This is a genomic window from Geobacillus sp. YF-1 (assembly GCF_052692335.1).
Window position 1 is genome coordinate 1,001,016 of the sequence record NZ_CP199850.1, and the last position, 21,514, is coordinate 1,022,529.

The 21,514-nt window shown below is 53.4% G+C and carries 23 protein-coding genes; 17 read left to right on the forward strand and 6 right to left on the reverse strand.

Translation table 11 applies throughout. The annotated features are described in order from the left end of the window. The first annotated feature begins 134 nt into the window (after positions 1–134). Genes ACTVIM_RS05035 through ACTVIM_RS05045 form a run of 3 tightly spaced genes read left to right on the forward strand, consistent with a single transcriptional unit; the run spans position 135 to position 4,195 of the window. Entirely contained in the window at positions 135–1,766 is a 1,632-nt protein-coding gene (locus tag ACTVIM_RS05035; RefSeq protein WP_445613876.1) for a diguanylate cyclase, read from the forward strand. Further along, on the forward strand, positions 1,767–2,792 hold the full coding sequence (locus ACTVIM_RS05040) for a HEAT repeat domain-containing protein (protein ID WP_445613877.1): 1,026 nt from the start codon (positions 1,767–1,769) through the stop codon (positions 2,790–2,792). Next, positions 2,792–4,195: a glycosyltransferase family 2 protein gene (locus ACTVIM_RS05045; RefSeq protein ID WP_445614307.1), complete on the forward strand. Its 1,404-nt coding sequence runs from the start codon at positions 2,792–2,794 to the stop codon at positions 4,193–4,195. The genes ACTVIM_RS05040 and ACTVIM_RS05045 overlap by 1 nt, the downstream gene beginning before the upstream one ends. Positions 4,196–4,376: 181 nt before the next feature. Here ACTVIM_RS05045 and ACTVIM_RS05050 read toward each other — a convergent pair whose 3' ends face one another. Then, positions 4,377–4,811, reverse strand: coding sequence for a YkyB family protein (locus ACTVIM_RS05050; RefSeq protein WP_445613878.1), 435 nt, complete (start codon positions 4,809–4,811; stop codon positions 4,377–4,379). A 162-nt stretch (positions 4,812–4,973) separates the two neighbouring features. Further along, complete coding sequence (locus tag ACTVIM_RS05055) at positions 4,974–5,123, reverse strand: hypothetical protein (RefSeq protein ID WP_445613879.1); 150 nt, start codon at positions 5,121–5,123, stop codon at positions 4,974–4,976. Positions 5,124–5,289: 166 nt separating this feature from the next. Between ACTVIM_RS05055 and fadH the strand changes: the two genes are divergently transcribed. The 10 genes from fadH (at position 5,290) to ACTVIM_RS05105 (ending at position 13,543) form a co-directional block, all read left to right on the forward strand. After that, positions 5,290–6,057 carry a 2,4-dienoyl-CoA reductase gene (fadH, locus tag ACTVIM_RS05060; RefSeq protein ID WP_033022072.1) on the forward strand — a complete coding sequence of 256 codons (768 nt, stop codon included), beginning with the start codon at positions 5,290–5,292 and terminating at the stop codon, positions 6,055–6,057. A gap of 446 nt (positions 6,058–6,503) precedes the next feature. Next, positions 6,504–7,721: an EAL domain-containing protein gene (locus ACTVIM_RS05065; RefSeq protein WP_033022074.1), complete on the forward strand. Its 1,218-nt coding sequence runs from the start codon at positions 6,504–6,506 to the stop codon at positions 7,719–7,721. A gap of 50 nt (positions 7,722–7,771) precedes the next feature. Further along, complete coding sequence (locus ACTVIM_RS05070; protein ID WP_445613880.1) at positions 7,772–8,005, forward strand: hypothetical protein; 234 nt, start codon at positions 7,772–7,774, stop codon at positions 8,003–8,005. A 298-nt stretch (positions 8,006–8,303) separates the two neighbouring features. Beyond that, positions 8,304–8,501 (forward strand): antirepressor AbbA, encoded by a 198-nt coding sequence (abbA, locus tag ACTVIM_RS05075; protein WP_033022080.1) that lies wholly within the window; start codon positions 8,304–8,306, stop codon positions 8,499–8,501. A 101-nt stretch (positions 8,502–8,602) separates the two neighbouring features. Beyond that, positions 8,603–9,079: a cyclic-di-AMP-binding protein CbpB gene (gene cbpB, locus ACTVIM_RS05080; protein ID WP_033022081.1), complete on the forward strand. Its 477-nt coding sequence runs from the start codon at positions 8,603–8,605 to the stop codon at positions 9,077–9,079. Positions 9,080–9,176: 97 nt separating this feature from the next. Then, positions 9,177–10,049, forward strand: a complete 873-nt coding sequence (locus ACTVIM_RS05085) for a LysR family transcriptional regulator (RefSeq protein ID WP_445613881.1) — start codon at positions 9,177–9,179, stop codon at positions 10,047–10,049. A 73-nt stretch (positions 10,050–10,122) separates the two neighbouring features. Continuing rightward, positions 10,123–10,833 (forward strand): 2,3,4,5-tetrahydropyridine-2,6-dicarboxylate N-acetyltransferase, encoded by a 711-nt coding sequence (gene dapD / locus ACTVIM_RS05090; RefSeq protein WP_033022086.1) that lies wholly within the window; start codon positions 10,123–10,125, stop codon positions 10,831–10,833. 57 nt (positions 10,834–10,890) lie between these two features. Next, entirely contained in the window at positions 10,891–12,027 is a 1,137-nt protein-coding gene (locus ACTVIM_RS05095) for an N-acetyldiaminopimelate deacetylase (RefSeq protein WP_445613882.1), read from the forward strand. A 45-nt stretch (positions 12,028–12,072) separates the two neighbouring features. After that, on the forward strand, positions 12,073–12,315 hold the full coding sequence (locus ACTVIM_RS05100; protein ID WP_033022091.1) for a YkuS family protein: 243 nt from the start codon (positions 12,073–12,075) through the stop codon (positions 12,313–12,315). Positions 12,316–12,880: 565 nt separating this feature from the next. Continuing rightward, positions 12,881–13,543 (forward strand): potassium channel family protein, encoded by a 663-nt coding sequence (locus ACTVIM_RS05105; protein WP_033022093.1) that lies wholly within the window; start codon positions 12,881–12,883, stop codon positions 13,541–13,543. A gap of 271 nt (positions 13,544–13,814) precedes the next feature. Here ACTVIM_RS05105 and rnjA read toward each other — a convergent pair whose 3' ends face one another. From rnjA to ACTVIM_RS05120, 3 genes are all read right to left on the reverse strand, one after another. Then, complete coding sequence (gene rnjA, locus ACTVIM_RS05110; protein WP_033022095.1) at positions 13,815–15,482, reverse strand: ribonuclease J1; 1,668 nt, start codon at positions 15,480–15,482, stop codon at positions 13,815–13,817. Further along, on the reverse strand, positions 15,479–15,694 hold the full coding sequence (locus ACTVIM_RS05115) for a DNA-dependent RNA polymerase subunit epsilon (RefSeq protein WP_033022097.1): 216 nt from the start codon (positions 15,692–15,694) through the stop codon (positions 15,479–15,481). The genes rnjA and ACTVIM_RS05115 overlap by 4 nt, the downstream gene beginning before the upstream one ends. A gap of 135 nt (positions 15,695–15,829) precedes the next feature. Continuing rightward, positions 15,830–15,964, reverse strand: a complete 135-nt coding sequence (locus ACTVIM_RS05120; RefSeq protein ID WP_268746098.1) for a hypothetical protein — start codon at positions 15,962–15,964, stop codon at positions 15,830–15,832. A 185-nt stretch (positions 15,965–16,149) separates the two neighbouring features. Here ACTVIM_RS05120 and ACTVIM_RS05125 point away from each other — a divergent pair, with 185 nt between their 5' ends. Further along, a complete protein-coding gene (locus ACTVIM_RS05125; RefSeq protein ID WP_033022099.1) occupies positions 16,150–16,926 on the forward strand; it encodes a Cof-type HAD-IIB family hydrolase in 777 nt (258 codons plus the stop codon). 51 nt (positions 16,927–16,977) lie between these two features. On the opposite strand, the gene def is transcribed toward ACTVIM_RS05125, so the two are convergent. Further along, complete coding sequence (gene def, locus ACTVIM_RS05130) at positions 16,978–17,532, reverse strand: peptide deformylase (protein ID WP_033022102.1); 555 nt, start codon at positions 17,530–17,532, stop codon at positions 16,978–16,980. Positions 17,533–18,056: 524 nt separating this feature from the next. Here def and pdhA point away from each other — a divergent pair. The 3 genes from pdhA to ACTVIM_RS05145 all read left to right on the forward strand — a co-directional run bounded on the left by pdhA (position 18,057) and on the right by ACTVIM_RS05145 (position 21,514). Continuing rightward, positions 18,057–19,166 carry a pyruvate dehydrogenase (acetyl-transferring) E1 component subunit alpha gene (pdhA, locus tag ACTVIM_RS05135; protein ID WP_445613883.1) on the forward strand — a complete coding sequence of 370 codons (1,110 nt, stop codon included), beginning with the start codon at positions 18,057–18,059 and terminating at the stop codon, positions 19,164–19,166. Positions 19,167–19,169: 3 nt separating this feature from the next. Beyond that, a complete protein-coding gene (pdhB, locus tag ACTVIM_RS05140) occupies positions 19,170–20,147 on the forward strand; it encodes a pyruvate dehydrogenase complex E1 component subunit beta (RefSeq protein WP_445613884.1) in 978 nt (325 codons plus the stop codon). Positions 20,148–20,218: 71 nt separating this feature from the next. After that, complete coding sequence (locus ACTVIM_RS05145) at positions 20,219–21,514, forward strand: dihydrolipoamide acetyltransferase family protein (protein WP_445613885.1); 1,296 nt, start codon at positions 20,219–20,221, stop codon at positions 21,512–21,514.

Below are 21,514 nucleotides of genomic sequence, written 5' to 3' on the forward strand. Positions count from 1 at the left end.
GTATGGCGGTGAAAAGTGGAGCGGTTTTGAGTTTATTTTCTTTCATGTTTTGCTTCAGATCGATTATATTAGTAATAGGAAAAAGGACGGATTGGCGATTGGACGCAGACATATAGTCGGAAAGGAGGGGGAGCGTGGATCGATCGACCGCGTTGTTATTGGCACGCATGAAGGAGCAGTACGAACGATGGAAGGCGGGACCGCTGACCAGCCGGGAATTCGCCCGGTTTTTGCGCGCCGTTGGCCGGGCGGCAACCGTGATCGGACGGCCTGACATCGCCGCCGAGGCCGAACGGTTGAGCCGTCAGGTGAACAGCGGCAAAGAGAAGGAATGGACGGCTGAAGAAGCGCTGGTGGAAATCGCTCCTCTTCTTCGCTGTTTCTATGAAGAGAAGGAAACGCCCTTTCCGCTCCCTCTCATCAAAAGCGAACAGGAATCGGAAGCGACGATCCTCCTGTGCGGAAATGATCCGCTGTTTTTTACGTATCTTTGCCGCGCGCTGGATGCCGCGCCATGGCGGCTGCTCACGGTGCCGTCGCTCGAGCAGGCGGCGGCTTCGATCATTTGTCTTAGTCCGGACTGCCTCGTGGTCAGTCTTAGCGAGGAAGACGGGGAACCTTCTGCGTTGGCTAGTTTGTTGGAGAACGCCGGACGGCACCCGTATCTTCCCGTTGTGGTCATCAGCGCCGATGGGCGGAAAGAGACGCAGTTGAAATGCTATGAGCTCGGCGCCGATGATGTCGTGACCCCGACGGCCGCCGATGAGCTGTTTATCCGCATCCGCCGGTTGATCGAAAAAAAGAGAAAAATTGATGAGCTTGTATTGGTAGATGAATTGACAGGCGTCTATAACCGGAAATATTTGCCGCGCGTGTATGCCCGCCTCCGCAGCGATTTGGAACGTTCCGGCACGCCGAGTTGTTTAGCGCTCCTAGACCTCGACCATTTCAAACAGATCAACGATCGCTTCGGCCATTTGGCCGGCGACGCCGTGTTAAAGAAACTGGCTGATGTGCTCCTTCAGCATACGCGCGGCTTGGATACCGTCATTCGTTTTGGCGGGGAAGAGTTCATCGTTTGGCTGGCCCAAACGTCGAAACAGGAAGCGCGGGCGGTGCTTGAGCGTCTGCGGCACCAGTTCGAAGGCGAAGAAATCGTAGCTGACGGGTTCCGGCTGTCGTGCACGTTTTCTGCCGGTTTGGTGGAATGCGATCAAGCTGATGAATCGCTCGATCATTGGCTGCGTCTCGCTGATGCCGCGTTGTACGAAGCGAAAAAGAAGGGCGGCAATCGCATCGAGGAAGCTGGCGCGCCGTCCGCCCCTCACGATGGCGGCCAAGAGCGAAGCCAGCGCCGGCGAACGAGCGGGCGGCGGTGGGCGGTGGCCATCGTCGATGATGATGAACTGGCGCGGGCGGTCATTGCTGATCTTGTTCGCAAGTTGGCGGCTGAACAACAGCGGGAAGTGGACGTTGAGGAGTTTGGCGACGGGCTTTCCTTTTTGCAGTCCCCGCTGTACCGAGACGGTCGGCGGTTCATTGTGATTCTTGACCGGGTGATGCCGAAAATGGACGGTCTAGAGGTGCTTGAACGCCTCCGCCAAGAGCGGAAGCGATGCAAGGTGATGATGTTGACATCGCGCCACGATGAGCGGGAAATTGCCCATGCGTTGGAGCGCGGGGTGGATGAATATGTGACCAAGCCGTTCAAATGGCTTGAGCTGGAGGCGCGGCTGCGCCGGCTGCTGAGGGGGCTCGATTCGTAAATGGCGCTGAAGATTGCCGTTTCCCTCACCTTCTTTTTGTTTGGGACGTTGACCGCGGTGTTTGCGTATTTGATGGTGCGCAAGCGGCGGGAAAACCGGCGCCAAGCGGCGCTGTGCGCTGGCAAGGAACAGCTTCGGCTTCCGTTGCTCCGCTACTTGCTTGGCGACGAGGAACAGCCCCCTTGGCCGGCTTCTTTGCTGGAACGAGAGGCGCTGCTTGAGCTGCTGGACGATTTTGCCGCGCTGTTGAAAGGGGAGCAAGTGCAGGCAAGGATTCGGGCGTTTGCCGAAGAATATTTTGAAGGCTGGCTGCGCCGCCGGTTGGCAAGTCGACATTGGGGAGAGAGAATGAACGCGCTGTTTTTCATTGAGGATTTGCAGATGAAGGCGCTGCTAGCCGACATCGAGCGGCTGTATCGCTCCCGGATCGCTACCAAAGGGGAAGTGGTAAAAATTTTGACGATTTTCGCCAAATTTGATTACCGCCCGGTTGTTGTGTACGTGCTTCAACCGAAACATGAGCTGACGGAATTTGCGTACCGCGTCATTTTTGGCCATATGAGCGAAAGGCTGCTCCAACAAGTAAAAAGGCGGTTTGCCGAGCTCCCGCCGGCAGGCCAATATGCATTGATCGACATCATCGGCATCCGCCGCCGTCAGGAACAGTCGTTTTTGCAAGAGCGGCTGGCATCGGAAGAGCTGGAAATCCGTGTCCGCGCGCTCAAGGCCATGGCGGAAATCGGCGCGCCGCTTCATGCGCGTCAGCTCGCGCACCATCTAAGTTCCCCGCACTGGCAGGAACGGTTGATGGCCGCCCGCCTTGCCGGTCGATGCCGCGAAGAACGGCTGCTTCCGCTTTTGTATGAACGGCTGTCCGACCGCTCCTTTGCGGTTCGTGCGGAGGCCGCTGCCGCTCTCGCGCGCCTCCCTGATGGCCGCATCGCGTTGAACCGGGCGGCTCAGCAAGCCGATGACCGTTATGCTCGCGATATGGCCCGACAATGGTTGGAAGGCGGGGAAGGATGATGGCGTTCTGGCAGTCGGTTGTATCGTTCGTTGGGAACGCGGTGCTTGTTTATATGATCGGGGTAGTCGCTTTTTATACGTTTTTGCTTGTCGTGTCGTTTTGGCATTTGCGCCGCCTCCATCGGCTTGACGACTGGGAGCCGTATGAAGAGCTGCTTGAAGCCAGCTACGCCAAGCCGGTGTCCATTCTTGTGCCTGCCTATAATGAAGAAGCCGGCATCGTCGGTTCGGTTCGCTCCTTGCTCGCCATTGAATATCCGCAATACGAGGTGATCGTCATTAACGACGGTTCCACAGACCGGACGCTCGAGCGGCTGATCGAACATTTTGAACTTCGCCCGGTCTATCGCGTCATTCGCCGCCAACTGGCGACAAAAGAAGTCAAAGCGATTTATCAATCGCCGGCTTATCCGCATTTGTTTGTTCTTGACAAGGAAAACGGGGGGAAGGCTGACGCGCTGAATGCCGGCATCAACGCTGCCCGCTATCCGTATATTTGTTCCATTGACGGCGATTCGGTTTTGGAACGGCACGCGTTTTTGAAAGTGATGAAGCCAATGCTCGAATCCGATGGCGAGGTCATCGCCTCCGGAGGGACGATTCGGGTCGCCAACGGCTGTCAGATTGAACGCGGTGAGATTGTCAAGGTTGGGTTGTCGCGGCAGCCGCTCGTAGTGATGCAGACGATTGAATATTTGCGGGCGTTTTTGCTCGGCCGCCTTGGTTTAAGTCGTCATAACTTGCTGCTGATCGTCTCCGGGGCGTTTGGCGTCTTTTCCAAACCGTGGGTGATTGAGGCTGGAGGGTATGCCGACACAGCCGGTGAAGATATGGAGCTGGTCGTCCGTCTGCATCGGCTGGCCCGGGAAAAAAACGAGCCGAAAAAAATCATCTACATCCCAGATCCCGTTTGCTGGACAGAGGCGCCGGAAACGTACCGCGATTTGCGGAAGCAGCGGCGGCGTTGGCATCGTGGGCTGCTTGAGAGTCTGTGGCGGCATCGCGCCTTGTTGTTCAATCCGAAATACGGCTCGATCGGCCTTTTGTCGCTCCCGTATTTTTGGGTTATTGAGCTTCTTGGCCCGGTCGTTGAACTGGTGGGGTATATAGTGATCATCCTTTCATTGTGTTTCGGCACCATCTACATCGAGTTTGCTCTTCTTTTGTTGACTGTTTCTGTTTTGTATGGCTCGCTTTTGTCAGCGGCCGCAGTGCTGCTTGAGGAATGGACGGAGCGGAAGTTTCCGAACGTCTCGGATTTGGTTCGGCTGTTTTTCTTTTCATTGACGGAGACGTTTTGGTACCGTCCGTTGACCGCATGGTGGCGGTGCGAAGGGATCATCGATGCGTTTCGCCGGCAAAAGCAATGGGGAAGCATGAAACGAAAAGGGGTGTCCGCTTAATCGGACTTGAGGTGTTGCCGCTGGCATGGTTTACGGTTCGGTTCGTGAATTCCCCGCCATGAAGAAAAGGGTGTCCCAAGCAGCGGGACCCCCTTTTTTCATCGGAAATCAAGGACATGAACGGAGGGGAGTCTGAGCAAAGCGGTCTGTCATCGCGATGGGCATTGAGAGCGTTCTTTGGTCAATAGCGGTCGCCGAGCCGCCTAAACACGGGTTTGGTCGCCCGTTTTGGGGTCCGCTCCAACGGCTCGTTCAATCCGGTGTAGGCGATGAGAATGGCCTTGGCTTCCGACAAAGGCATGCGAGCCGGAGGATTGCGGTACGAATCATTGAGTGCGCCAAGATGTGGGAGGACGGCGAAATCTTGTTTCGTCGGAGGGATGTGGAAATAGTAATCGCCGACGGCAACGAGCACATCCGACTGCTGTTGGCTGTATTTTGGGTTACGGGAAAAATGGAGGCCGACCTTTTTTGCCTTGCCTTCTGCGAGCAGTTTTTCGATGGCTTTTTTCTTGAGCAGATAAAGAAACGAAGGGTTTAATGCCGTTTTGGCGTGGCGGTTGACCGTAAAAATGGCTTTGGCGATATTGTCGACCGACAATTGCAATGGTTTCATCGGCATATCTCCTTTTTTTCTTTCTATTATAGCATACGGACGCCCGGCTTGGCTTCTTTTTCGAAAGGGACGGGCAACGACGGCGTTTGTTCGTTTGCGACCCAAAAAGCCGCTATGTCCCCTCTTTCTTTGAGCGGCTTTCGATCACTGACTCGCCAACGCTCACCGGCAGGCGAGCGAAAAAACGGTCAGTTCCGGCGGGGCGAGAAACCGAGCGGCACTCCAGCGCGCGTCGCCAAAGGAGGAAGACGCCGTCAATGCGGCCGTGGGGCCAGTGCGCGCCCCTTTTTTGAAAAACGCGCGTCGGTTCATATAGGTTGGTTCCATGTGAGGCATAATGTCGCCGTCCTTTCATAAGCAGTTTTATTATAACGAAAAAGGAAAGAGAAGGACAACCAGAGAAAAATATCGAATATTCAATGATTATGTAGTATGATGAAAATATGAATGAATCATCACTCACAGGAGGGGAAAAACGATGAATGGAAAGGTCGTCATTGTGACCGGCGGGTCGAGCGGAATGGGCAAGTATATGGCGAAGCGGTTTGTCGCTGAAGGGGCGGACGTCGTCATTACGGGAAGGCGGGCGGAAGCGCTGGAAGAGGCGAAGCGGGAAATGGAAACGCCCGGCGGCGGGCGTGTGCTTGCCGTCCCGATGGATGTGCGCAACCCGGAGCAAGTCGCCGACATGGTCGCGCGGGCTGACGCCGAGTTTGGCCGCATTGATGCCCTCGTCAACAACGCGGCCGGCAACTTTATTTGTCCGGCGGAAAAGCTGTCGATCAACGGTTGGAACAGCGTCATCAACATCGTGTTAAACGGCACGTTTTACTGCAGTCGGGAAGTGGGAAACTACTGGATTCAGCGCGGTTTGAAAGGGAACATCATCAACATCATCGCGACGTACGCGTGGCATGCCGGCGCCGGAGTCATTCATTCCGCCTGCGCCAAAGCCGGGGTGTTGGCGATGACGCGCACGCTTGCGGTCGAATGGGGGAAAAAATACGGGTTTCGCGTCAACGCCATCGCTCCGGGGCCGATTGAGCGCACCGGAGGCGCGGAACGTCTTTGGGAGTCGGAAGAAGCGGAGCGGATGACGTTGGAAAGCGTGCCGCTCGGGCGGCTCGGAACGCCGGAAGAAATCGCGGCGGTCGCTTCGTTTCTGCTTTCTGATGAAGCCGCTTACATCAACGGCGCTTGCATCACCGTCGACGGCGGCCAATGGCTCAATCGACGGCCGTTTTAACGTCATTTCCGACCGAAGCCTCCCACCTCAAGGAATGGACGGGACAACGCCCAATGAGGAGGTGGGGGATACATGTCGGTTGACGATTGCCGACCGATGTGGTTATTGTTCGAACGGACGCTTCCGAGCGAAGGAAAGCGTAAAGGGTTCTTGTGTGCGGCTTGCCGTTTGGCCAACACGCACAAGCCGCTTGAAGCTTCCGCCTCCAAGCGAAGCGCAGGTGGCGGGTGAGCGCTAAGCGAAAGCGACGGCGCGCTGACAGCGCGCGGATCCGCGTCCAAACCGTGCCTCTCATCCTTTTTGTCGCAACGGATGGGAGGCTTTTTGTTTCGAGTTTGGTGGGGAGGAGGACAGTCTGTTCAGGTCGCTGTTTTTCCGTCAGGAACGACGAAGCCGTTGTGCTATAATAAAAGCAGAGATGGTCGACGAGAATGAGGTGAGCGCAAATGGATGCATTAGACGTGATGGCCAACTTGTCGCAAGTCGTTCCGCACTACCAGCCGATTTTCAGCGCCGATGAGCATGGAGTCATCGGATATGAAGTGCTCGGGCGTTTTCAAACCGAGGAAGGGCCGGTCAGCCTCGGTCCGTTTTTCCACGATGAGACGATTCCGGAAGAGTTTCGCATGGAAGTCGATGATGTGATTACTAAAAAGGCGCTTGATTATTTTTTGTCGCTCGATGACGAAGCCCTGCTCATCTTTTTCAACCGTGACGCCAATTTGTTGATGCTTGACCGCGGCGAATCGTTTTTGCAGCTGCTTTTTGCTTATCAAGCCAAAGGGCTGGCGCTTGACCGCATCGTGTTGGAAATCAACGAGCAGCATTTTAAAGGCGATTTGGATCAACTCAGCCACCTGTTGACGTACATTCGCACCTACGGCATTCGCGTGGCGGTTGACAATATCGCCGAACATAGCATTCATCTCGAGCGAATCGGCGTGTTGTCGCCTGACATTTTAAAAATCGATTTGCACGAATTGCGGAAAACATCGGTCCACCAAGCTTACCAAGAAATCGTTCACTCCATTTCGTTGCTAGCGCGCAAAATCGGAGCGACGCTGTTGTATGAGGATATCGAAACTTCCTTTCAGCTCCAATACGCTTGGCGGCATGGCGGCCGCTATTATCAAGGATATTATTTGGCAAAACCGGGGCCTGAAGTCGTGCCGCGCGATTTGCTGAAAGACTTGCTGCGAAAAGAGTGCCATCGCTTCATTCAGCAGGAAAAGAAAAAGCTTGAGACGCTGTATCACATTTCCGAACAGTTTCAGCAACGAATTGCTGCGCTGCTTGGCAAATACAAAAAAGCGGGCGGCTTCAACGAACTCATTTCACTGTTGGCCGATGAGCTGGATGACGTTTGCTTCCGCATTTACGTTTGTGATGAAGACGGCTTTCAGCAGTCGGGCAATATGTTCAAGCGCGATGGGCGCTGGACATTGGAGCCGCAGTACTATATGAAAAATTGGAGCTGGCGCCCGTATTTTTTGGAAAACATTATTCGGATGCGCTCGCGCCGAAGAGGCATTTTGTCCGATTTGTATACGGACATCGAAACGGGCGAAACGATTCGGACGTATTCGTACCCGATCGATGAGCGCCATTATTTGTTCATCGACTTGTCGTACAGCTATTTGTTTGAGCACGATGCTCATTATTAAACCGTATAAAATCTCCTCGGTGCGGCAAAGTATAGATGAGGTGAACGAAGATGGCACAGCTTGCCTTTGTCTTATCGATTTTGTCCGTCTTGATTGCAGTGATCGGATTCGTTTATACAGTTCGCCTTGGCCGCCAGCAGCGCTGGCAAGGGGAGCTTGACGGGCCGATTCCGAAACCGGTGGAGGAACATGCTTATTTGCGCAATCCGATGCTTCTCGCCTACGTGCTCGCTGCTTTGCTCGCCGCGTTTGCCATCGGGTATTTGGCGCTCCGATCTTATTGAACAAAGAGGCTGGCCCAAAAGGTTGACGTCTTCAAGATGAATTCCTTGACGAAACAATTTCGTCATCATCAGAAGGATGAAAATCCCTTTGCCCATTTTCGAACGGCAGGTATTTTCACGATCGGCACAACCGATCGTGCGGCAGAGGCAGCCAGCACGTATATAGTGCAACGAAAGAGGGATCCCGATCCTTGGGACACCCTCTTTCTGTTTGCCTCTACATGACGCTTTTTTCCATGACTTTTTTTCGTGGCCGGCGAATATATATGGAAGCGGAAGAGGCAAAGGGGGAATGGAGATGGCCAAGCGGCTGCCGCCGGAGCTGTCGGGCGAGGAAGCGATGCTGTTGCTTGACGTGTTGTTCAGTCAGCAATATGCGCTAGAGCTCGTCCGTTCCGAGCTGGCGGATATCGAAAACGGTGATAAAAAAGCCGATGAACAACGATACCGGCAGCTGTTGCGCTTATATGACCGTCTGTTTACTGAAGAAGCGTAAAAGATTGTCTCGCGCTATCGCTTGGCAAGAAGCGATAGTCTTTTTTATGATATGATGATGAGGGAGAGGAGAAGACAAACAGAGAAAGGCGGAACAACGGTATGACATGGTTGAAAGACAAAGAGGCAATTCCTATGACAGTCAAACCATTTCTTATTTCTGCGGATAAAGTGGCGCATGTCCAGCCGGAAAACTATTTGGATCACGCGCTGCTCGTTCTCACTAAAACCGGTTATTCAGCGATTCCGGTGTTGGATACATCCTACAAGCTGCAAGGGCTGATCAGCATAACGATGATCATGGATGCGATTTTAGGATTGGAGCGCATCGAATTCGAACGGCTCGAAACGATGAAAGTGGAAGACGTGATGAACCGAAACATTCCGCGTCTGCGGCTTACCGACAGCCTGACGAAAGCCATCGGGCTCATTGTCAACCATCCGTTCGTCTGCGTCGAAAATGACGATGGCTACTTTGCAGGCATTTTCACTCGCCGGGAGATATTGAAACAACTGAATAAACAGCTGCATAAATCTAACGGCGGCCGGAAGACAGACCGAAAAGAAGCTGAACAATGAGCAAGAAAGTCGCCATCTGCAACATGGTCATCGTTTGTTCCGACCATCGCCTCGGCGATCGTCCCCCGCCGAGGCGGAAAGGAAAAGGAGGATCGTTTTGAACAGTTCAGAGTATGAAATCCTCGCCGTTTTGGCGGAAGAATTGAATATGAGAAAAGCGGCCGCCCGGCTGTATGTGACGCAGTCGGCGTTGTCTCAACGGCTGCAGGCGATCGAAGCGGGCTGGAATGTGAAAATATTTATCCGGTCCCAGCGAGGGTTGCTGTTAACGCCAGAGGGGGAAAAAATCGTCCAACTGGCGAAAGAAACCGTGCAGAAAACGAAGCGAGTCAAAGAGGAGATCCAACGACGGGTCGGACAAATCAGCGGGACGTTAACGATAGCGGTCACGTCCATTGTTGCCCAGCATTGGCTGCCCCCCGTTTTAAAAACATTCATCAAATTATATCCGGATGTCAACGTTTCGTTGACGACGGGATGGACAAGCGAAGTGCTGAGCCATATGTACGAAAATCGGTTTCAGCTTGGGATTGTTCGCGGAGAGCCGAACTGGAGCGGGATCGCGACGCGGCTATTTAGCGATCAGCTCTATTTGGTCGACCAAGAAATTCACGATTTGGAGCAGCTGCGCCACACCGAGCGCCCGTTCATTCAATTTAAAAGTGATTCGACTTATTCGCTGCATATTCAACAATGGTGGCATGAACAATTTCAAGCTTTGCCGGCGCGCACGGTGATGGTTGATCAAATTGAAACGTGCAAACAGCTCGCTTATCATGGCGTTGGTTATGCGATTTTACCGGAAATCGCTTTAGATGACCGCGAACAATATGTTGTTCATATGATCCCGTTAAAAAATAAGCGCGGTGAGCCGATGACGAGAGATACGTGGCTGATCAGCTCGGAAGCGGCGTGGCAGCTTCCGCAAGTACAAGCCTTCGAAAAGGTGCTGCGCCGTTTTGTCCCGTGAATTTATGCTTGTCACGATGAACTCTCGTTTGCTAAAGTAAAAAAGAATACAGCTGCAAAGGAGGATGTCGCCCATGAAGATGATGGACGCCAATGAAATCATTTCGTTTATTCAAAACAGCAAAAAATCCACGCCTGTGAAGGTATACATAAAAGGAGAGCTTGATGGCATCGATTTCGGCCCAAGCGCGAAAACGTTTATGACCGGCAACGTCGGCATCGTGTTTGGCGAATGGCAAGACATTCAAGCCGCCATCGAGGCGAATCAAGACAAAATCGAAGACTATGTCGTCGAAAACGACCGCCGCAACTCGGCCATTCCGCTCTTGGATTTGAAAGGCATTAAGGCGCGCATCGAGCCGGGCGCGATCATCCGCGACCATGTCGAAATCGGCGACAACGCTGTCATTATGATGGGAGCGGTGATCAACATCGGCGCCGTCGTCGGCGAAGGAACGATGATCGACATGAACGCCGTGCTTGGCGGCCGGGCGACGGTCGGGAAAAACTGCCATATCGGTGCTGGTGCGGTGTTGGCGGGCGTGATCGAGCCGCCATCGGCCAAGCCGGTTGTCATTGAAGATGATGTGCTTGTCGGGGCGAACGCCGTCATTTTAGAAGGCGTCACCGTCGGCAAAGGGGCGGTCGTCGCTGCGGGCGCGGTCGTCGTCGAAGATGTGCCGCCGTATACGGTGGTCGCCGGCGTGCCGGCGCGCGTCATTAAGCAAATTGACGAGCAAACGCGGGCGAAAACGGAGATGAAACAGGAGCTTCGCCAATTGTAATCACACGAAAGGCTGTCCCTTGACGAGGACAGCTTTTTTCCCATGGAGGAGAAGAAGATGGAAGCGATCAGCCGATTTGTCGCCATTCGCCGCGACTTGCATCAAATCCCGGAGCTTGGGTTTCAGGAGGTTAAGACGCAGCATTATTTGCTGCGTTATATCCAATCGTTGCCACAAGAGCGGCTTCAAGTCCGGACGTGGAAAACCGGAATTTTTGTCAAAGTCAACGGAACGTCACCGCGCAAAACGATCGGCTATCGCGCCGATATGGATGGGCTGCCGATTCGCGAGGAGACGGGCTTGCCGTATCGGTCGACGCATGACGGCTGCATGCATGCGTGCGGCCACGATGTCCATATGAGCATCGCCCTTGGCGTGCTCACCCATTTTGCTCATCATCCAATTCAAGATGACTTGCTGTTTATTTTCCAGCCGGCGGAGGAAGGGCCGGGCGGAGCCAAGCCGATGATCGAAAGCGACATCATGCAGGAATGGAAGCCGGATATGATCCTTGCCCTGCATATTGCCCCGGAATATCCGGTCGGCACGATCGCAACGAAAGAAGGGCTGCTGTTTGCCAATACGTCGGAGCTGTTTATCGACTTGAAGGGAAAAGGCGGCCACGCGGCGTTTCCGCATTTGGCGAATGACATGGTCGTCGCCGCTTGCGCGTTGGTGACGCAGCTGCAGTCGATTGTCGCCCGCAACGTCGACCCGCTTGACAGCGCGGTCATTACGATCGGAAAAATTACCGGCGGGACGGTGCAAAACGTCATCGCCGAGCGCGCTCGGCTCGAGGGAACGATTCGGACGCTGTCGGCCGCGGCGATGCAGAAGGTGAAACGGCGGATTGAAGCGATCGTGCACGGCGTTGAAGTCGCGTACGAATGTGAAGCCGCTATTGATTACGGGGCGATGTACCATCAAGTGTACAACGATCCGGAGCTGACAGCGGAATTTATGAAGTTTGCTGCGGCGCACGGCGGCGTGAATGTCATCAGTTGCAAAGAGGCGATGACTGGCGAAGATTTCGGCTACATGCTGGCCGACATCCCGGGGTTTATGTTTTGGCTCGGCGTTGAGTCGCCATACGGGCTGCACCATGCCAAACTCGCTCCGAACGAGGAAGCGATCGACCGCGCGATTGCGTTTTTGATCGACTATTTTTCCTGGAAGGGGAATTCAGAAGTATAGTTCCACCTCTGACAAGGCACATTATGGGTGAGGAGGTGGAGTGGGATGGCGAAAATTGGTGTTGAGCCATCGCTGACCGATGTGCAAGAAGCGTTGAGAGAACGAGGGCATGACGTTGTGCCGCTCCGTGGGGAGCAAGACGCAAAAGGTTGCGACTGCTGCGTCATTACCGGTTTGGATGCAAACGTTGCCGGCATGCAAAACGCGGTCACGTCCGGCCCGGTGGTGGAAGCGAGCGGGCTCAGCGCGGAAGAGATTTGCCAAAAAGTTGAAGAAAAACTTCGTTGATGATCCAAAAACCGGGCTAGGCGCGCTGACAGCCCGGTTTTTTGTGCGCCAAGCGGCTAGGCTCTCGACACCTAGAAGGCCGGCGATTTACTCGCGCAACTGCTTTCCAGCATTGTTTCTCAAATAAAAAAGCCTTACAACAATGCAAACTTTTTTCGTCAACTAAAGGAAACCAATGTTTTTCACCAACCGTCTAGAAGGCTGGTGAAAAACCGCTGTCACACCAATTGGCGGCATGATCCATGGGCAATGGTTTGCCCTCCACCCGGGGATGAAAATCCGCGTCAGGACGGCATTTTCACGGAAAGGAGAGCTGATTTTGTAAGGTTTCTCTCATTGAGAAATGGGGGGAATTCAGCAGTATTTTGCCCGAAATCACCGGACTCCTAGTTCGCCTTGATTTTGCCTCGTTGTCAGTGCGGACGCATGGCGGTTTTGACTTCTGGCGACCAAGAGGATGGTCTTTCACCCCCTACCGAAGAGGCGGAAACAGCAGTCAGTGGCCGCATTTTTTGGTACAATAGGAGCGAAGAACGATGAATTGACGAACGATGGAGGAGAAACGATGAAAAAGAAACAATTTGCCGTCATCGGACTCGGGCGTTTTGGCGGAAGCATTTGCCGTACATTGAGCGAACAAGGAATGGAAGTGCTCGCCATCGACATTGATGAGGATCGGGTGAACGAGTTTGCATCCATCGCTTCGCACGCCGTCGTCGGTGATACGACCGATGAAAACGTGCTGAAAAGCTTAGGGATCCGCAACTTTGATCACGTCATTGTCGCGATCGGCGACAACATTCAGGCGAGCATTTTAACGACGCTCATTTTAAAAGAGCTCGGTGTCCATCATATTACCGTCAAGGCGACCAATGACTATCATGAGAAAGTGCTGAAAAAAATCGGTGCCGATCAAATCGTGCACCCGGAGCGGGATATGGGCGAACGGATTGCCCATAATTTGATTTCCAACAACGTGTTGGATTATTTGGAGCTCTCTGATCAATATAGCATCGTCGAGATCGTGGCGAGCCAACGGCTTGACGGTCATTCGCTCTTGGAACTTGACATCCGCGCCCGCTACGGCATCAACATCGTCGCCATCAAGCGCGGGGCGAGCGTTATCGTGTCGCCGCTCGCCTCGGAAATCATCCGCAAAGGCGATGTGTTGGTTGTGATCGGCTCCGACAGCGACATCGACCGATTTGAGGAAGAAGTCGTCGGGTGACGGTGAATCGGAGACGTCGGCAGCGAAAAAAGGGCTGTCCGATCAGTCCCTAATAATGAAGCAAGTGGAGAAAAACGATTCGTTCTCTCCACTTGCTTTTCTATTTTTCGATATTGATCTGAAAGTAGTCGGCGGATGCCACAATCCTTTTTTAGGAGGCTGGCGATTGACTCGCCTAACCGCTTCTCGGCATCGTTTCTCAAGAGAAACCGTTGTTGCCTCCCCCGCTACAATCAACGATCAAGGGAAACGGCGATTTTTCGCCAACCTGTTAGATTTCCATGATGATCGGCAAAATCATCGGCCGCCGTTTTGTCCGCTCGTATAAGAACGGGGCAAGCGTTTCGGTAATTTCATTTTTAATTTCCGACCATTGGTTCGTTTTTCGTTCGAGCACTTTCGCGAGATGTTTGGCAATAAGCGCCTGCGCTTCGTTGATCAAATCGCCTGATTCGCGCATATAGACGAAGCCGCGAGAGATAATATCAGGGCCGGCGGCGATTTTAAAGTCTTTCATGTTGATGCTGACGACGACGATCACGAGCCCTTCCTCTGACAAAATGCGGCGGTCGCGCAAGACGATGTTGCCGATGTCGCCGACGCCGCTGCCATCGATGTAGACCGAACCGGACGGAATTTTGCCGACGATGCGCGCTTCTTTGTCGCTGATGCCGAGCACTTCGCCGTTGTCCATAATAAAGCAGTTTTCCTCCGGCACGCCGCAGTCGATGGCGAGCTTGGCGTGCATTTTTTGCATCCGGTATTCCCCGTGGATCGGCATGAAATATTTCGGCTTCATCAACCGGATCATCAGCTTTTGTTCTTCTTGTCCGCCGTGGCCGGAGGTGTGGATATCGTTGAGCGGCCCATGAATCACCTCGGCGCCGGCTCGGTACAGCATGTTGATCGTTCGGTTGACGCTCACGGTGTTGCCCGGGATCGGCGATGAAGAAAAGACGACTGTGTCGCCCGGGATGATTTGAATTTGCCGGTGCGTGCCGCTCGCGATGCGCGACAAGGCGGCCATCGGTTCCCCTTGGCTGCCGGTGCACAAAATCGTCACCCGATGCGCTGGCAGGCGGTTGATTTCGTTCGCGTCGACGAACGTGCCTTTCGGGCATTTAATGTAGCCGAGATCTTGTCCGATTTCAATGGCCGCTTCCATGCTGCGGCCGAAGACGGCGATTTTCCGGTTGTTGGCGACAGCCGCTTCCGTCACTTGCTGAAGCCGATGGATGTTGGAAGCAAAAGTGGCGAAAATGATGCGCCCTTCCACTTTGCGAAAAATGTCGTGGATGCTTTCGCCGACGCGCCGTTCGGACATCGTAAAATGCGGAATCTCGCTGTTTGTGCTGTCTGATAATAAGCAAAGAACGCCTTCTTTCCCGATTTCGGCCATTTTTGTCAAGTTGGCTGGCTCGCCAACGGGAGTAAAGTCGAATTTGAAATCTCCGGTATGGACGATTTGGCCAACCGGCGTTTTGACGACGATGCCGTAGCTGTCCGGAATGCTGTGTGTCGTCCGGAAAAAGGTAACGGCCGTTTTTTGAAAGCGGATGACATCGTCTTCGCGAATTTCAATAAGCTTTGCTTGGCGCAGCAACCCGTGCTCTTCCAATTTGTTGCGAATCAGCCCGAGCGCCAGTTTGCCGCCGTAAATCGGGATGTTCACCTGCCGGAGCAAGTACGGAATGCCGCCAATGTGGTCTTCGTGCCCGTGGGTGATGAACAGCCCTTTCACCTTGTCGGCATGCTTTACTAAATACGAATAGTCGGGAATGACGTAATCGATGCCGAGCAACTCATCTTCCGGAAACTTGATGCCCGCGTCAATCACGATAATTTCATCTTGGAATTGTACGCCGTATGTATTTTTGCCGATTTCACCCAGTCCGCCGAGGGCAAAAACGCCAACTTGTTCGTCTGTCAATAGTTTCATGATGACGTCTCCAATACTTGAAAATTAGGGCTTTTCTTTTCGTAGTCTAAATGCGCTCCCTCTAACGGCTGAATATATTCGATGTTGATCGAACGGCCATCGAGCTTTCGGCGTACTTCCCGCTCTGATTCTGCTTCGATATAGAGCGTTTTTGTTTTTTCTCTTACGGGCACCTCGTCCGCGTTTTCTTGGTAAAACACTTTGAAAATCATCGCAAAATCTCTCCTTATCGTGCAATCGTTGCTTTATTTATTATATAGGAATGGAATGCCATTTTCATGTGTTTTGTTGCAAAAAGCAAAAAAACAGGCCGACGATATGTACATCTTTGACGAACATCGGCCGTTTCATTCGTCAAAGTGGGAAAGAAGCCCTTCAAGCGGAAGGGCTGTCGTTGTAGCGGTTAGGCGATTGATTTTTTTCGGAGCAGATCTTTCCACTGTTGAAGCAGCTTTTTTTTCAGCTTTTTCAACATGTTTCATCACTCCTTACCTTTTATTGTACTCATTTTGTGGCGAAAGTAAATGTTCTATTATATATGATATGTAGACAAGGGCTTGTTTTTCATGGGTAAAAATGGAACCTCGCGTCTTTTCGATTGACATTTTTGCGCTTTTTCAGTACGGTAAACGAATGAAGAATCGATTTTCAGCAAGGGGAAGAGAATATGGATCAAAAAATAGTGTTTTTCGATATCGATGGGACGCTGCTTGACGAACGAAAACAGCTGCCGCCGTCAACGATCGAGGCGATCCGGCGCTTGAAGCAATCGGGCGTGTATGTCGCCATTGCCACAGGGCGAGCGCCGTTTATGTTTGAGCACGTGCGCAAGCAGCTTGGCATTGATTCGTTCGTCAGCTTTAACGGTCAGTACGTCGTTTTTGAAGGGAATGTGCTATACAAACAGCCGCTTCGCCGCGAGAAGCTTCGAGAGCTGGCCCGCGCCGCTCATGAAAACGGCCACCCGCTCGTTTTTATGGATGCTGAAGAAATGCGGGCCAGCGTCGGCGACCATCCGCACATTCACGTCAGCATGGGCAGCTTAAAATTTGCCCATCCGCCTGTTGATCCCCTCTACTATGAAAACAATGACATTTATCAAGCGCTGCTGTTTTGCCACGCGGCGGAGGAACAGCCGTATGTGCGCCAGTATCCGGAATTCCGCTTTGTCCGTTGGCACGACGTTTCGACCGATGTGCTGCCAGCAGGAGGCTCGAAGGCGGAAGGCATTCGCCTGATGATCGAAAAGCTCGGGATCGATAAGAAGGATGTGTATGCGTTCGGCGACGGATTGAATGACATTGAAATGCTCTCGTTCGTCGGAACCGGGGTGGCCATGGGCAATGCCCATGAGGAAGTGAAAAGGGTCGCCGACTTCGTTACGAAGCCGGTCGATCAGGAAGGCATTTGGTATGGATTGAAACAGCTGCAGCTCATCCGATAAAAAGCGGCCTTGGCCTTTTCGGCTGGGCCGCTCGCCATTTACAGGGGGCTTTTAGCGCCCAATTGGAATCGCCCCGTCCGGAACTTGAAACGGGTCATCGGGATTGATGCGGTCATAGAACATAATGCCGTTTAAGTGATCGATTTCATGCTGAAAGACGATCGCCGGCAACCCTTTCAAGCGCAGTGTGACGTCTTCGCCGTCGATCGTCGTCCCGGTCACAGTGATGCGCGCATAGCGCGGCACATATCCCGGCACGTCGCGGTCGACCGACAGGCATCCTTCCCCGGTCGTCAAGTAGCACTGCTGAACGGAGTGGCTGACGATTTTCGGATTGAACAGCGCGTAGCTGTGCAATGTCCCGTTTTCATCGGTGACATGGACGGCGATCATCCGCTTTGAGACGTTGATTTGCGGGGCGGCGAGCCCAATGCCGGGCCGCAGCCCGTATTTGGCTGCCAGCTCAGGGTCTTGACTCATTTTCACATAGTCGAGCAAGCTTTGCAAAATGCGCTGATCTTCTTCCGAAGGCGGCAGCGGAACAGGTTCGGCCACTTTCCGCAGCGTCGGATGCCCTTCTTTAATAATATCTTTCATCGTGATCATTCGCTCGTTTCACTCCTTGTCTTCGGCATCGCTGTCTATCGTCTAGTCTAACAAAACGCCCACCGTGCGTAAATGAAAATGCAACGGAACGGATACATTATTGGAGAATAAAGAAGTTCAGCAACAAAAATCAGAAAACGCTTTCATTTTCTTAGACAAATCATCATGCATCTTCTATTGTGGAAAAATATAATACAGGACTTAGACAGGGTTTGGTTCATGTAATATAACAGTTTTGGCCGAGAAGTTTTTTTATCCAAATTCATCCATAGAAAAGAAAGAGAATCGCGATAAATCAAAGTCGTTGACGGTTGGAAAAAGAACGTGTAAACTAAAACTTGCAAATGCACGTTGTATTAGTCGGGACAAAAAAAACAGTAATACAGGTTTGGTGTCTCGTTTTGCGACCGAGGGCGCCTGCGGGTGATTGTTTTTTATTTCTTCTTCCGTTTGGGTACAGTAATAGTATATGGATGGATGCAGCCAAATTTCCAAATTACCGATGAAAGGCAGAGGTGAACAAAATGGGTGTGAAAACCTCCCAATTTCGATTCACGGAGCAGCTCGAAAAAGTGGCTGAGCAGTTTCCGATGTTCCAAATTTTGAATGAAGAAGGCGAAGTCACTAACGAAGAGGCGATGCCGGAGTTAAGCGATGAACAGCTGAAAGAGCTGATGCGCCGCATGGTGTATACGCGCATTCTTGACCAGCGCTCCATTTCGTTGAACCGCCAAGGCCGCCTCGGCTTTTACGCGCCGACTGCCGGACAAGAGGCGAGCCAAATCGGCAGCCATTTTGCGCTTGAAAAGGAAGATTTCATTTTGCCGGGATATCGTGACGTTCCGCAAATCATCTGGCACGGGCTGCCGCTGTATCAAGCGTTTTTGTTCTCGCGCGGTCATTTTCACGGCAACCAAATTCCGGAAGGTGTCAACGTCTTGCCGCCGCAAATCATCATCGGGGCTCAATACATCCAAGCGGCTGGCGTGGCGCTCGGCCTGAAAATGCGGGGCAAAAAAGCGGTAGCCATTACATATACGGGTGACGGCGGCACATCGCAAGGCGATTTCTACGAAGGGATCAACTTTGCGGGGGCGTTTCAAGCGCCGGCCATCTTCGTCGTGCAAAACAACCGCTTTGCCATTTCGACGCCGGTTGAAAAGCAGACGATCGCCAAAACGTTGGCGCAAAAAGCGGTCGCGGCCGGCATTCCGGGCATTCAAGTCGACGGCATGGATGTGCTGGCGGTTTACGCGGCGGTGAAAGCAGCTCGCGAGCGCGCGGTGAACGGCGAAGGGCCGACGCTCATCGAAACGCTTTGCTTCCGTTACGGTCCGCACACGATGTCCGGCGACGATCCGACGCGCTATCGTTCGAAAGAGCTCGAAAACGAATGGGCGAAAAAAGACCCGCTGGTGCGTTTCCGCAAGTTTTTAGAAGCGAAAGGATTGTGGAGCGAAGAAGAAGAAAACCGCGTCATCGAGCAGGCGAAAGAGGACATCAAAGAGGCGATCAAAAAAGCGGATGAGACGCCGAAACAAAAAGTGACCGACTTGATCAGCATCATGTACGAAGAGTTGCCGTTCAACTTGAAAGAGCAGTACGAAATTTATAAAGAGAAGGAGTCGAAGTAAGCCATGGCGCAAATGACAATGGTTCAAGCGATCACCGATGCGCTGCGCATCGAGTTGAAAAACGATCCGAACGTGCTCGTGTTTGGGGAAGACGTTGGGGTCAACGGCGGCGTCTTTCGGGCCACGGAAGGCCTGCAAGCGGAATTTGGCGAAGAGCGCGTCTTTGATACGCCGCTGGCTGAATCGGGGATCGGCGGCTTAGCGATCGGCTTGGCCTTGCAAGGATTCCGCCCGGTGCCGGAAATTCAGTTTTTCGGCTTCGTCTATGAAGTGATGGATTCGATTTGCGGACAAATGGCGCGCATCCGCTACCGCACCGGCGGCCGCTACCATATGCCGATTACGGTTCGTTCGCCGTTCGGCGGCGGCGTCCATACGCCGGAATTGCACTCGGACAGTTTGGAAGGGCTCGTCGCCCAGCAGCCGGGGCTGAAGGTCGTGATTCCGTCGACGCCGTATGACGCCAAAGGGCTGCTCATTTCGGCGATCCGCGACAACGATCCGGTCATTTTCCTTGAACATTTGAAGCTGTACCGTTCGTTCCGCCAAGAAGTGCCGGAGGGCGAGTATACGATTCCGATCGGCAAGGCGGACATTAAGCGCGAAGGAAAAGACATTACGATCATCGCGTACGGGGCCATGGTGCATGAATCGTTAAAAGCGGCGGCAGAATTAGAGAAGGAAGGCATTTCCGCTGAAGTTGTCGACTTGCGCACCGTGCAGCCGCTCGATATTGAAACGATCATCGGTTCGGTGGAGAAAACAGGCCGCGCCATCGTCGTTCAAGAAGCGCAGCGGCAGGCCGGCATCGCCGCCAACGTGGTCGCCGAAATTAACGAACGGGCCATTTTAAGCCTTGAAGCGCCGGTGCTTCGCGTTGCCGCACCGGATACGGTGTATCCGTTCGCCCAAGCGGAATCGGTGTGGCTGCCGAACTTTAAAGACGTGATCGAGACGACGAAAAAAGCGATCAACTTCTAATCAGGACAAGCCGGGGGAACGAAGCGCTCTCCCCCGCTCATTTTCGGCAAACGATAGGAGGTCGACCTACAGTGGCATTTGAATTTAAGCTGCCGGACATTGGCGAAGGCATTCATGAAGGCGAGATCGTCAAATGGTTCGTCAAGCCGGGCGATGAAGTGAACGAAGATGACGTATTGTGCGAAGTGCAAAACGACAAGGCGGTCGTGGAAATTCCCTCCCCGGTGAAAGGGAAAGTGCTTGAGATCGTCGTCCCGGAAGGAACGGTGGCGACGGTCGGACAAACGCTCATTACGCTCGATGCGCCCGGATATGAAAACATGACGTTTAAAGGGCAAGAGCACGAAGAAGAGACGAAAAAAGAGGAAAAAGCGGAAACGGTGTCGAAAGAGGAAAACGGTGGGACCGCCGCTTCAGCTGCCGCCGACGCGGAACCGAACCGCCGCGTCATCGCGATGCCGTCCGTGCGCAAATACGCGCGGGAAAAAGGCGTGGACATCCGGCTTGTGCAAGGAACGGGCAAAAACGGCCGCGTTTTGAAAGAAGACATTGACGCCTTCCTCACCGGCGGCGCCAAAACTGCAGCTCCTTCGGCAGCGCAAGCGCCGGAAGAGGAAGCAGCGCCGCAAGCGCCAACGGCGAAACCGGCTGTGCCGGAAGGCGAATTCCCGGAAACGCGCGAGAAAATGAGCGGCATTCGTCGCGCGATCGCCAAAGCGATGGTGCATTCGAAACATACGGCTCCGCACGTGACGCTCATGGACGAAGTCGACGTGACGAAGCTCGTTGCTCATCGGAAAAAGTTCAAAGCGATCGCGGCGGACAAAGGAATCAAGCTGACGTTCTTGCCGTACGTCGTCAAAGCGCTTGTTTCCGCGCTGCGTGAATATCCGGCGCTCAATACGTCCATTGACGATGCCAGCGAAGAAATCATCCATAAGCACTATTACAACATCGGCATCGCCGCTGACACGGACCGCGGCTTGCTCGTCCCGGTCATTAAACATGCCGACCGGAAGCCGATTTTCGCCTTGGCGAAGGAAATCAACGAACTCGCGGAAAAAGCGCGCGACGGCAAGCTGGCGCCAAATGAAATGAAAGGCGCCTCGTGCACGATCACGAACATCGGCTCGGCCGGCGGGCAATGGTTCACTCCGGTCATCAACCATCCGGAAGTGGCGATTCTCGGCATCGGCCGCATCGCGGAAAAACCGATCGTCCGCGACGGGGAAATTGTCGCCGCACCGGTCTTGGCGCTCTCGCTCAGCTTCGACCATCGGATGATCGATGGGGCGACGGCGCAGAAGGCGCTCAACCATATCAAACAGCTGTTAAGCGACCCAGAACTCTTATTAATGGAGGCGTAA

Bases quoted from the DNA above. Each gene is read 5' to 3' on its own strand.
- ACTVIM_RS05100 (WP_033022091.1), top strand. From the start codon at position 12,073: ATGGCGAAAATTGGTGTTGAGCCATCGCTGACCGATGTGCAAGAAGCG.
- ACTVIM_RS05065 (WP_033022074.1), top strand. From the start codon at position 6,504: ATGGATGCATTAGACGTGATGGCCAACTTGTCGCAAGTCGTTCCGCAC.
- abbA (WP_033022080.1), top strand. From the start codon at position 8,304: ATGGCCAAGCGGCTGCCGCCGGAGCTGTCGGGCGAGGAAGCGATGCTG.
- ACTVIM_RS05040 (WP_445613877.1), top strand. From the start codon at position 1,767: ATGGCGCTGAAGATTGCCGTTTCCCTCACCTTCTTTTTGTTTGGGACG.
- pdhA (WP_445613883.1), top strand. From the start codon at position 18,057: ATGGGTGTGAAAACCTCCCAATTTCGATTCACGGAGCAGCTCGAAAAA.
- pdhB (WP_445613884.1), top strand. From the start codon at position 19,170: ATGGCGCAAATGACAATGGTTCAAGCGATCACCGATGCGCTGCGCATC.
- ACTVIM_RS05045 (WP_445614307.1), top strand. From the start codon at position 2,792: ATGGCGTTCTGGCAGTCGGTTGTATCGTTCGTTGGGAACGCGGTGCTT.
- ACTVIM_RS05095 (WP_445613882.1), top strand. From the start codon at position 10,891: ATGGAAGCGATCAGCCGATTTGTCGCCATTCGCCGCGACTTGCATCAA.
- ACTVIM_RS05105 (WP_033022093.1), top strand. From the start codon at position 12,881: ATGAAAAAGAAACAATTTGCCGTCATCGGACTCGGGCGTTTTGGCGGA.
- dapD (WP_033022086.1), top strand. From the start codon at position 10,123: ATGAAGATGATGGACGCCAATGAAATCATTTCGTTTATTCAAAACAGC.
- def (WP_033022102.1), bottom strand. From the start codon at position 17,532: ATGATCACGATGAAAGATATTATTAAAGAAGGGCATCCGACGCTGCGG.
- ACTVIM_RS05055 (WP_445613879.1), bottom strand. From the start codon at position 5,123: ATGAACCGACGCGCGTTTTTCAAAAAAGGGGCGCGCACTGGCCCCACG.
- cbpB (WP_033022081.1), top strand. From the start codon at position 8,603: ATGACATGGTTGAAAGACAAAGAGGCAATTCCTATGACAGTCAAACCA.
- ACTVIM_RS05120 (WP_268746098.1), bottom strand. From the start codon at position 15,964: ATGAAACATGTTGAAAAAGCTGAAAAAAAAGCTGCTTCAACAGTGGAA.
- ACTVIM_RS05125 (WP_033022099.1), top strand. From the start codon at position 16,150: ATGGATCAAAAAATAGTGTTTTTCGATATCGATGGGACGCTGCTTGAC.
- fadH (WP_033022072.1), top strand. From the start codon at position 5,290: ATGAATGGAAAGGTCGTCATTGTGACCGGCGGGTCGAGCGGAATGGGC.
- rnjA (WP_033022095.1), bottom strand. From the start codon at position 15,482: ATGAAACTATTGACAGACGAACAAGTTGGCGTTTTTGCCCTCGGCGGA.
- ACTVIM_RS05115 (WP_033022097.1), bottom strand. From the start codon at position 15,694: ATGATTTTCAAAGTGTTTTACCAAGAAAACGCGGACGAGGTGCCCGTA.
- ACTVIM_RS05070 (WP_445613880.1), top strand. From the start codon at position 7,772: ATGGCACAGCTTGCCTTTGTCTTATCGATTTTGTCCGTCTTGATTGCA.
- ACTVIM_RS05050 (WP_445613878.1), bottom strand. From the start codon at position 4,811: ATGAAACCATTGCAATTGTCGGTCGACAATATCGCCAAAGCCATTTTT.